Below are 9,983 nucleotides of genomic sequence, written 5' to 3' on the forward strand. Positions count from 1 at the left end.
GCTGGCCCGCCGCCTCGCGGACACCGACGGGGCGATCATCATGAAGCTCGGACGCAACTTCCCGGCGGTGCGCCGCGCATTGGAGGCCGCCGGGCGGCTCGAGGGCGCGGTCTACGTCGAACGCGCCTCGACCGACGCCGAGGTGCACCACCCGGTGCGGGACGTCGATTCGGCGACCGTGCCGTACTTCTCGCTCATCGTGGTCCCGGGTGACTCCCAGCAGGTCGACCCGTTCGGGCGGCGCCCCTCGCCATTGGGTGAGGGGAACGTGCGCGACCTCGCCCCGGACGGTGAGCTGCACGTGGTCGGACTGGGACCGGGCCCGGACCACTGGCTCACCGCCGAGGCCCAGCGCGTGCTCGCCGACGTCGACCACGTGGTCGGGTACGCGCCCTACGTCGACCGCGTCCCCCAGCGCGCCGGGCTCACCCGGCACTGCTCGGGCAACACCGTCGAGGTGGACCGGGCCAGGCTCGCCCTGGACCTCGCGCGCTCCGGCGAACGCGTGGCGGTGGTCTCCGGGGGCGACGCGGGCGTGTTCGGCATGGCCGCAGCGGTCTTCGAGGCCGCCGAGGACCCGCTGTACTCCCGCATCGACGTGCGGGTCGCGCCCGGGGTGTCCGCCGTCCAGGCGGTCGCCGCCCGGGCCGGGGCCCCGATCGGCGCGGACTTCGCCGTGATGAGCCTGTCCGACCGGCTCAAGCCCTGGGAGGTCATCTCCCGTCGTCTCGACGCGATAGCCGCCGCGGACCTGGTCCTGGCGGTCTACAACCCCGCCTCGCGCTCGCGCACCCGCCAGGTCGCCGACGCCCGCGACGTCCTCCTCCGGTATCGCGACCCGGCCACCCCGGTGGTGGTGGGACGTGACGTGGGCCGGGCCGAGGAGTCCCTGACCATCACCACTCTCGCCGAGCTCGACTGCGACTCGGTGGACATGAAGTGCCTGCTCATCGTGGGCGCGTCCGGGACCCGCGTCACCGAGTCGGGGCGGGTGTGGAGTCCGCGGTTCGTGCGGTCATGACCGGCGCTCCACGGGGTGAGAGAAACGACGACGACGAGGGCGGCGAAGGCGGAATCGGAATCGGAGCTCCCGACCGCGACGCGCTGTGGCGGATCCTCGCCACCCGCCGCGACCACCGGCACTTCCACCCCACCCCGGTGCCGCGCGAGACCATCGATCGACTCCTCGAGGTCTTCGCCGTGGCCCCGAGTGTCGGGTTGAGCCAGCCCTGGCACGTCACCGTGATCGAGGACCGCGGCGTGCGCGAGGCCGTCCACGAGGGATTCCGCACCGTGCGCCGCGCGGAATCCGAGCGATTCGACGGCCGGCGACGCGAGCTCTACGACTCCCTGCGCCTCGAGGGCATCCTCCAGGCACCGGTCGGGCTGGTCGTCAGCCACAGGCCGCCCGCCGGGCCGGTCCTGGGGACCACGAGCGTCCCGGCGGCCACCGAGTACAGCGTGGTCGCCGCCATCACCCTGCTGTGGCTGGCCGTGACGGCCGAGGGCCTGGGCATGGGCTGGGTGAGCCTCGTCGACCCCGACCACCTCTCCGACAGCGTGCCCGTGCCCGACGGGGCCCGGCCCCTGGCGTACCTGTGCCTGGGACACCCCGCCCTCGAGCTGGACGAGCCGCTGTTGCAGACCGTCGGGTGGGGACGCAGGTCGCCGCTGTCGGTCGACTGGGTGTAGATCCGGGGCCGCGTGAGAACGCGGTTGCGGACCGAGTCGCTCAGAATCCGTACCTGACCGCCCGCGCGGCAGTGTGCGACCTCGGTCGCGGGCCCGTTCGGCAACGTACTCAAGCTGCGACCACCGTTGCCCTTCACCCGCTCGGACATCCCGTGGGCCGCGGACGCCCTCGACCAGTCACTCCGGGTCCTCACTGCGAGGAGGTGAACCCCTGAACCTCGACCGGTGTCGTCCTGGTGGTGGTCGATCCGTCTCCCAGCTGCCCGTTCCAGTCATGTGGTGATCAGTGGGCCGGGTCGCCGGCGGCGTCACATCCGGGGTACAGCGTGGCCGGATTGTCGGACTGAGTCACGACCCCGTCACTCGCCGAAGGCCTGCCGTAGTGCATCGCACTGCGCCCGGAAGAAGTCCTTACTGACCCCGGCGCGGGTGACGACCAGGTCGAAACCGTGGAACGCGCCCGGAACCGGGAGGAACTCGCAGGGCACTCCGGCTCGCTCCAGACGATCCGCGTACGCCTTGTCCTCCTCGAAGAACAGATCCACCGTGCCGACGCCGATCCACGCCGGAGCGACCCCGGCCAGATCAGGGTGGCGGGCCGGAGAGGCCGTGGACGGGTCGGCCCCGCCCAGGTAGCTCGTCCAGCCGAACCGATTCGATCGTGCGTCCCACAGTCGGTGTCGCCGGTCGCGGGTGTCGGTCCGGTCGTCCACCATCGGGTACGCGAGCAGTTGCAGCACCGGGGCGACGGGGCCCTCATCCCGGGCCCGGATCGCGAGCGCGGCTGCGAGCCCACCGCCGGCGCTCGCGCCGCCGACGGCGATCCGGCGGGTGTCGATACCGGGTTGAGCGGCCAGCCATCCGAGTGCCGCGTGACAGTCGTCGAGCGCCGCCGGGAATGGGTGTCGCGGCGCCAGTCGATAGTCGACCGACACGACGGTCGCACCGGTGCTCCGCGCCAGAGCCCGGCAGAGCACGTCATCCTGCGCCGCAGAACCGACGACGTATCCACCGCCGTGGATCCATACAAGGCCTGCCGAGGATGACGACTGATCACCTGGGGCACGGAAGACCCGCACCGTCGCGCCCGAGTCGAGTTCGTGGGTCTCCGTTCCCCGTAGTCCTGGCAGCAGTGTCCCGATCTTCTGCACCGCCGGCAGGGTCCGCGGTCCCACGAGGCGCGGGGGCAGCACCACTGACGCGAGGCGGAGATCGGGGTGATACCGGCGGCGATCGCGGATGCGATCGAGAAACGGGATGCGCATGGTCGTCCTCTGTGGGGAGAGATCCCCGTGGGGTCGTGGAAGTCGGATCGGCGGTCGGGCGCAGTGCCCAACGAGCCATGAGCGATCGTAGCCACTACCGGTGTCGAGAACGTGTCACTTCCGGCCTCAGGTCAGTGCGAACTGATCAGCCGTGCCGTCTCGTTCTGGACGAGCAACGCCTGATCATCGTTCACCAGTGTCAGCGGGTAGGTGCTCCCGTAGGTCTCCACGAGCCGTGCGACGAGTTCGGGCGGGTAGGGCGGGAGCGCGCCGTCCGCGTGGGGGATCACCACGGTGTCGACCAGACCGAGTCCGGCGTGGTCGGTGAGTTCGGGGGCGGCGGAGGGGTCGTCCATCAGGCTGACCGGTTCGATGCTGGGTCCGGTGATGACCGACCCCGCACTCGACCCGATGTAGGGCAGCCCCGCCCGTACCCGCTCGACGAGGACCGCATCCGCACCCCGTCGGCGCAGTGCCGCCATGAGCACGAAGGTGTTGCCGCCGGCGGCGTACAGGGCGTCGACCCCGTCGAGGAGGCCGGCGAACTCGCCCGCGTCGTCGATGCCGGCAACGGTGATGTCGGTCAGCACGTACCCCAGGTCCGAGAGCTGCGCACGCTCCGCGGCGACGAACCCGGCTCCCGCGTAGGGGCTCGCGGCGTCGTTCAGGTACCCGATGCGCACAGCGGGTGCGGGCCGGTTGACGTGCTCGGCGAGGAAGTCGGGGACGGCGCCCACGCCGAGGGACAGCAGGAGCAGGTTCATGACGCCACTCTACGAGGGAAGGCGCGCGCCACGAGGTGCGCAGCCCACATCGGCCCGGCCAGCCCCCGGACTCCGACGGTCGCCCAATTTCTCATCCCTTGACGCCCACGTAACAGCGGCGCAACGCAGCGCCGTTTGACTAATTCCGTTCGAGTGATCGATTTATAGGAGTTCCATGGAACCCGCCCTGCGCCCCGCTCCCGCGGTCTACCGGCGTCGCCTGTTCCACTCCCGCGACGCCACCCCCGACCAGTGCTCCGACGTCGTCTGGATCCAGGGGAACCGACTGTTCTGCGACGCGAGGTTCTCCACCGACGACTCGGGCGCGAGGGACTTCCACATGGGTTTCGCTGGCCGACTCCAGTGCACGGACGCCGCCATCGGCGAATTCGAGTGGGTCCATGCCATCGCCGCCGGAGAGGCCTTCGGGTCCGCCGATATCGGGCAACTCTTCGACGTGCCGGGGTGGGGACTGCTGGAGGTGGGCCGACAGCTCGACTACGTCGAGCTGTGGGAGCAGCGCCCCGACGAGCCCGGACCGGTGTGGGAGGCCAGGGGGGTCGATGACCACGGCACCGAGGCGCTGGTCGTCTGCGTCGGCGACAGCTTCGGTCTCGCGCTGGGCGCTGATCCCGCGGGGGGCCGGCCGTCGTCGGTGCACATCGGTTCACGGACCGCTCAGGGCTGGCTCGCGCGGTACTCGTCGTGGTCGGGGCCCGAGCCTCCCCTCTTCTCCCTGTCCCCTCACTCCGACGGCCGCTTCGTCATCTCCTGGCGGGCCGGCGAGCACTCCGGTCCACCCGTGTCCTTCGACCCGATCCACCCGACCCGCGCGACCCGCCCGACCCACTCAGGAGCCGAGAATGACTGACCCCCACCGACCCAGCGTCGACTTCGAGTCGATCCCGGTCATCGATGTGTCCACGCTCGCCGATCCCCGCGGGCCCTCAGCGGAGTGCGTCGACCGACTCGGCGAGGCCGCCCGAGGCGTCGGCTTCCTCCTCATCGTCAACCACGGCGTGGCCGATGAGACGTTCCGCGCGATGCACGAGGCCGCACAGCGCTTCTTCGCCCAGCCCGACTCCGTCAAGCGGGAGGTGTACATCGGCAACTCCACCAACCACCGCGGATACGTCCCCATCGGGGAGGAGGTGTTCGCCGGCGCCACCCCGGACCTCAAGGAGGCCTACGACCTGTCCATCGACCTGCCGGCCGACCACCCGGAGTATCTGGCCGGCAACCCCCTGCTCGGGCCGAACCAGTGGCCCGACCTGCCGGGGTTCCGGGAGGCGGTGACGACCTATTACGACGAGGTGTTCGCACTCGGGTCGCGGCTCCTCGCGGCGTTCGCCCGGTACCTCGACCTCGACCCCGCCACGTTCCTCGGATCGGTGACCCAGCCGCCCTCGCAGCTGCGGCTGATCCATTACCCGTACAACCCCGACGCCGAGGACCGCCCCGGGATCGGAGCGCACACCGACTACGAGGCGTTGACACTGCTCAAGCCCACCGCTCCCGGGCTGGAGGTGATGAACGGCCGGGGAGAGTGGATCGAGGTCCCGTACCGCGAGGACGCGATCGTCGTGAACATCGGGGACCTGCTGGAGGTGTGGACCAACGGCGCGTTCGTCGCCACGTCCCACCGGGTCAGGAAGATCTCGAGGGAACGGTATTCGTACCCGCTGTTCTTCACCGTCGACTACGACACGATGGTCGCTCCCCTGACGTTCCCCGGTTCGAACGACTCCACCTACGAGCCGCTGCACGCCGGCGAGCACCTGTTCGCCCAGACCGCGCAGAGTTTCGCCTACCTGAGGCGACGGATCGCGGACGGTGATCTCGCACTCCCGGAGGGCGCGCGTCCCCTGTACTCGCTGGGTCGCGAGACCTCCCTGGTGGGTGAGTCGCGATGATCAGTGTCGCTATCGGAGCAACTGTCGTTCTACTCGTCATCCTGGGTCTGATGTCCTCCACCAGGGTGAGAGGACAGAACCGCAACTTCGCGGTCGCGGGGCGGACGCTGACCGTGCCCCTCGTCGCCGTCCTCCTGATGTCCCAGGTCGTCGACTCCAATGCAACCGTCGGCGCGGCGGACCTCGCGGGCGGATTCGGATTCTGGGCGGGTGCCGCACTGCCGCTGGGTCTTGCCGCATCCTTCCTGCTGATGGGGCTTTTCGTTGCCGAGAAGGTGCGGGAGCGGGAGCTGTACTCGCTGCCCGAATACTTCCGGCAGACGTTCGGACGGACCGGGGAGATCCTGACGGCCGTCCTGACGGTGACCAGCTTCGGAATCCTCATGGCGGGCAACCTCGTCGCGCTGGGTCACATGATGGACCACTTCATCGGAGTGCCCTACTGGGCGGCGATCGTGTTCGTCACCCTGGCGATACTCGCCTACACGATGGTCGGCGGGATGTTCGCGTCGGTGTATACGGGCCTGTTCCTCATGGGTGTCATGGCGGTCGGGTTCGTCGGGCTGACAGCCTGGATGTTCATGGGCCCCGGATACGCGGCGCCGGAGGGGCTCGGCATCTCGGATCTCGAGCAGTTGACGGCACCCGCCGCGGGCGCGGCCATCAACTGGGCGACGTTCTTCGCCCTGGGCTTCGGCAACCTGGTGGCCATCGACCTCATCCAGCGCGTGTCCTCCGCGAAGACGGCCCGGGGGGCCAGGTCGGCGAGCCTGATCGCCGCCGCCGGAACCGTGGTCCTGTGCGTCCCGCTGGCCGCGGTCGCCGTGGCCGGGGCGGGGTTGCTCGGGGACAGCGACTCCGAGTCGCCGATCCTCTTCCAGCTCCTCACCGATCAGGTGCCCGTTCCGATCGCGATGCTGGTCATCGCTGCCCTGCTGGCCGCCTCGCTCACCACGGTCAGCGGAATCCTCCTCGCGACATCGTCCATCGTGGTCGGAACCGTCATCGACACGCGGAAGCTGCGCCTGAACGTGCTCCAGGCTTCTCGTTGGTCGATGGTCCCCGTCGCCGTCATCGGCGTGATCGTGGCACTCCGGGTGAACCACACCGGGATCCTCCTGACCCTGACCTTCGACCTGCTGTGCGCCAGTATCGTGGCGCCGTTCGTCCTGTCGCTGTGGACACGGTTAGTCAGCACGAGGGCACTGGTGATCTCCGCCGCGCTGGGACTGGGGGTCCGGCTCGGGTTCTTCGTCCTCACACCGACGATCTACGGCGTGGAGAACACCCTGCTGTACATCCCGAACGAGGTGGTCACCACGAGCGTCGACGGCTGGACCACGTTCCTCGCCGCGGCCGTGTCACTCGTGGTCTACGTGGCGGTGGCCGCCGCCGACACCCGGGCCGACACGCGGAAGGCCACGCCGGCACCCGCGGTCGACGAGTCGGTACCGGACCGGGGAGTCGAGGTCCCCGCGAGGGCCTAGCCTCGCCCGAGGGCGTCCGTCGCGAGCGGCGTCACCCGACAGACCCCGGGCCCGGGGAGTCGGGATCTCCGAGAATCTCGAGTCCCCGGGCCCGCGTCTCGTCGGTAAGGAGCTCGGGGACCCGTGCCAGCGTCAGCGTCGCATCGGCGACCCGGGCCGGGGTGTCGTCCGGGATCGGCGACCGTGTCCGGCGCCGGTAGGTGATGACGTTCTCCACCAGGCCGACGAGCATCGCCACGTCGACGTCAGTGGCGGCTTCGCCCGTGGTGCGTTCGAGCAGGACCCGGTAGGCCTCGTGCAGTGAATCCCGGACCTCGTGGAACTCGCTGAACTGGTCGCCGTCGAGCTCCGGATCGAAGTACAGAACCCCCAGGTTCTGCGGGTCCTCGTGCAGCAACCCCGCATCCGCGTACGCCAGCGCCCACAACAGGACGTGCCCCGGGGCGTCTGTGGTCAACAGCCAGTCGGCGATCCGATGGGACGGGAGCACTGTGCCGAGCACCAGCCGGAGCAGAATCTCGTCCTTCGACCCGAACCAGTGATAGACGCTGGCCTGCTGCAACCCCGCACCCTCCGCGATGGCCCGGGTGCTGGTCCGGCCGAAGCCTCTGGTGACGAACAGCTCGCCCGCGGCGTGCAGGATGTCCTGCTCGCTGCCGAGTCCGGTCGGCGACCCGGGGTTGCGGCGCGGCCGGCCACGAGTCTTGGTCACCTCGCAGAGGCTATCAACGCCCGGCCGGGGCACACTCCTCTGGTCGTCGACGACAGAGCGCGCGCGGTGGCCCACGAATCTCGGCTGACGGGGGTGACCGCGGGATCCACCGTGCAGCGGAAGATATGTCCGATACCCCACAGAGGTCGCTCGGGCGCAGGTTCCGCACCCCGGACTGGCGACGACGCCGTTCGCAATCAGCGAACTGGGAACTACCCGCGGGCGGCCACTGCTTGCTTGGCGGCCTCGACCAAATGATCCGCCGCGCGGCTCATCTTCTTCAACTCCCCATCGGTCAGGTCCTGATGCGTGTAGGCAGCCTTGTTCTTCAGGTTGAGCAGGGTGTTCAAGTGCCGTTCAGATCCGCTGTCGGCCTTCTTCAGCAGGGCGACCGCCTCGCTGTGGTTGCCGGTGTTGGAATGCACGCCGAGGCGCACGCAGCAGATGACATCCGAGGCGGCAATGCCCGCGTTGACGTACAGGTCCCCGGCGGCGTTGGGCATCTCTTCCCCGAGATGAACCGCGGCGTCGAGAAACTCGGATGCCTTGGACATGCGCCCCGCGGCGACTACCGCATCGCAGTTCCGCTGCCCCGCCATCACGACCTCCTTGCCGAGCGCAGCTGCGAGACGAACCAGGCCCGTTTCCCCGCGACGGTCAGGCCCTGCTTCGACACGTCATCGAGGAGGGGCTCACTTGCGTCGGCCGCAGCGCGGAACTCGTCTTCGGCGAACTCGACGATCCGGCCGTCATTGCCGGTCCACGCGGTAACTAGCCGGGCGAGTTCAGTCACCCGCTGCTCCCAGACGCCGTTCTCGTTGTCGATCGCGCGCACCAGGAACAAGTCGATGTCGCTCCCCAGCGTCATGTGCCCCGTCGCCGCCGACCCGAACACCGCGCCGTACCGCAGTGCCGTCCCCCACTCGCCCAGGTGCTGTTCGAGTCGGCTCAGGAAAGTGGCGTTCAGCCGTGACAGCTCCATGATCGGCCCGGTCGCGAGGTGCTCGGCGTTGAGGCGGTAGGTGTGGGTCCGGCCTACTTCGTCGTGCAGCACCACGCCCTGGGCAGTGAGACGGTTGAGGACCTTGCGGATGCCCTCCCCTGACGCGGTGGAGAGGATTCGCTGGACCTGGCTGACCGTGAACGTGACGTCCGCGCTCGCCAAGACCGCCAGCACGTCGCCGTCCAGGGTCGGCGTCACCGTGGCGAACGGCTTGTTCAGCTGCATAGTCCGCACCCTTTCTCCAACTAAAGTTAGAGTATCACAACTATAGTTGGAGGACCCGGATAGGGTCGTGGTGGTTGGTGTCGTCGAACCCGATCGGGGAACTCAGTGTTCGTCACAGACACCCCTACCGACCTGTGCCGTGCCGTCAGCCCGAGACCACCTGCCGACGCCTGAACCCCACCAGACCCGCGGCCACGAGCGCGCCGGCCGTCACGAGGACCAGCAGGAACGGCGCCGGGGCGAACTCCTCCACCGGGACCGCGGCGAGATGGTGCAGCGGCGAGAGCGACCGGAGCCACCCGGGGAAGTCCAGCAGGTCGGCGAAGTTGGCCACCAGGAACATCAGCGCGACCACCGCCCAGCCGACGGGCGCGGTCAACCGGGGAACCCAGCCGTAGAACACCCCGCAGACCCCCAGCACCAGCAGGACCGCCGGGGTGGCGCCGAGGTGCGAGCCGATCACCCCACCGACGAGCGAGGTGTCTCCGGTGACCACGGCGGCGGCGAGCGCCGTGCAGATCCCGGTGACCGCCAGGATGAGCACCGCGCCACAGGCCACCACGGCGAGGTGGGCGCCCACCCACGAGATCCGGCTGACGGGCGTGGCCAGGATCAGGTCGGCGCGGCCCCTGCCCTCCTCGTCGCGGAGGGACTGCGTCGCGTAGACCACGTACGCGGCGGCGAGCACGGCGACGAACGACCCGAGGAAGGCCACGTAGCCGTTGACCAGACCCTGGGCACCGAACATGTCCTGCATCGCCTGCGGCATGTCCCCGCTCGCGCTGAGCATGGCGTCGGTGAACGCGCCGTTGACCGTTCCCAGGACGACGACGGCCGCGCCCCACCCCAGCAGGGAACCGCGCTGGAGCCGGGCGGCCAGGCCCACCGGCCGTCCGAGGAACCGGCCGGCGTGGGCGGGGCC

General features: G+C 69.6%; 11 protein-coding genes. 5 read left to right on the forward strand and 6 right to left on the reverse strand.

The features are described from left to right. Window positions 1–1,021 (forward strand): precorrin-3B C(17)-methyltransferase (cobJ, locus tag G6022_RS12385; protein WP_182691658.1); only part of this gene is annotated, 1,021 nt, incomplete at its 5' end. Further along, window positions 1,018–1,692 (forward strand): 5,6-dimethylbenzimidazole synthase, encoded by a 675-nt coding sequence (bluB, locus tag G6022_RS12390; RefSeq protein WP_277819498.1) that lies wholly within the window; start codon window positions 1,018–1,020, stop codon window positions 1,690–1,692. The genes cobJ and bluB, both read left to right, overlap by 4 nt. Window positions 1,693–2,051: 359 nt before the next feature. Here the strand turns inward: bluB and G6022_RS12395 are convergent, their stop codons facing one another. Beyond that, window positions 2,052–2,957, reverse strand: a complete 906-nt coding sequence (locus G6022_RS12395) for an alpha/beta hydrolase (RefSeq protein WP_182638403.1) — start codon at window positions 2,955–2,957, stop codon at window positions 2,052–2,054. 131 nt (window positions 2,958–3,088) lie between these two features. Beyond that, entirely contained in the window at window positions 3,089–3,721 is a 633-nt protein-coding gene (locus G6022_RS12400; protein ID WP_182638402.1) for a Type 1 glutamine amidotransferase-like domain-containing protein, read from the reverse strand. 175 nt (window positions 3,722–3,896) lie between these two features. On the opposite strand from G6022_RS12400, the gene G6022_RS12405 reads away from it, so the two are divergent. The 3 genes from G6022_RS12405 to G6022_RS12415 are packed head-to-tail and all read left to right on the forward strand — an operon-like array spanning window position 3,897 to window position 7,121. Then, complete coding sequence (locus G6022_RS12405) at window positions 3,897–4,592, forward strand: hypothetical protein (protein ID WP_182638401.1); 696 nt, start codon at window positions 3,897–3,899, stop codon at window positions 4,590–4,592. Beyond that, window positions 4,585–5,634 (forward strand): isopenicillin N synthase family oxygenase, encoded by a 1,050-nt coding sequence (locus G6022_RS12410; RefSeq protein WP_182638400.1) that lies wholly within the window; start codon window positions 4,585–4,587, stop codon window positions 5,632–5,634. The genes G6022_RS12405 and G6022_RS12410 overlap by 8 nt, the downstream gene beginning before the upstream one ends. Before the next feature lie 50 nt (window positions 5,635–5,684). Further along, window positions 5,685–7,121 (forward strand): sodium:solute symporter, encoded by a 1,437-nt coding sequence (locus tag G6022_RS12415; protein WP_241730573.1) that lies wholly within the window; start codon window positions 5,685–5,687, stop codon window positions 7,119–7,121. A 31-nt stretch (window positions 7,122–7,152) separates the two neighbouring features. On the opposite strand, the gene G6022_RS12420 is transcribed toward G6022_RS12415, so the two are convergent. The 4 genes from G6022_RS12420 to G6022_RS12435 all read right to left on the reverse strand — a co-directional run. After that, on the reverse strand, window positions 7,153–7,833 hold the full coding sequence (locus G6022_RS12420; protein WP_182616524.1) for a TetR/AcrR family transcriptional regulator: 681 nt from the start codon (window positions 7,831–7,833) through the stop codon (window positions 7,153–7,155). Between the two features lie 212 nt (window positions 7,834–8,045). Next, window positions 8,046–8,432 carry a hypothetical protein gene (locus G6022_RS12425; protein WP_182616522.1) on the reverse strand — a complete coding sequence of 129 codons (387 nt, stop codon included), beginning with the start codon at window positions 8,430–8,432 and terminating at the stop codon, window positions 8,046–8,048. Next, window positions 8,432–9,061 (reverse strand): nucleotidyltransferase domain-containing protein, encoded by a 630-nt coding sequence (locus G6022_RS12430; RefSeq protein WP_182638399.1) that lies wholly within the window; start codon window positions 9,059–9,061, stop codon window positions 8,432–8,434. The genes G6022_RS12425 and G6022_RS12430 overlap by 1 nt, the downstream gene beginning before the upstream one ends. Window positions 9,062–9,206: 145 nt before the next feature. Continuing rightward, window positions 9,207–9,983 (reverse strand): ABC transporter permease (locus tag G6022_RS12435; RefSeq protein ID WP_206682380.1); only part of this gene is annotated, 777 nt, incomplete at its 5' end.

Source organism: Dietzia sp. Cai40 (assembly GCF_014145165.1).
In the GTDB taxonomy this organism is placed as follows: Bacteria; Actinomycetota; Actinomycetes; order Mycobacteriales; family Mycobacteriaceae; genus Dietzia; species Dietzia natronolimnaea.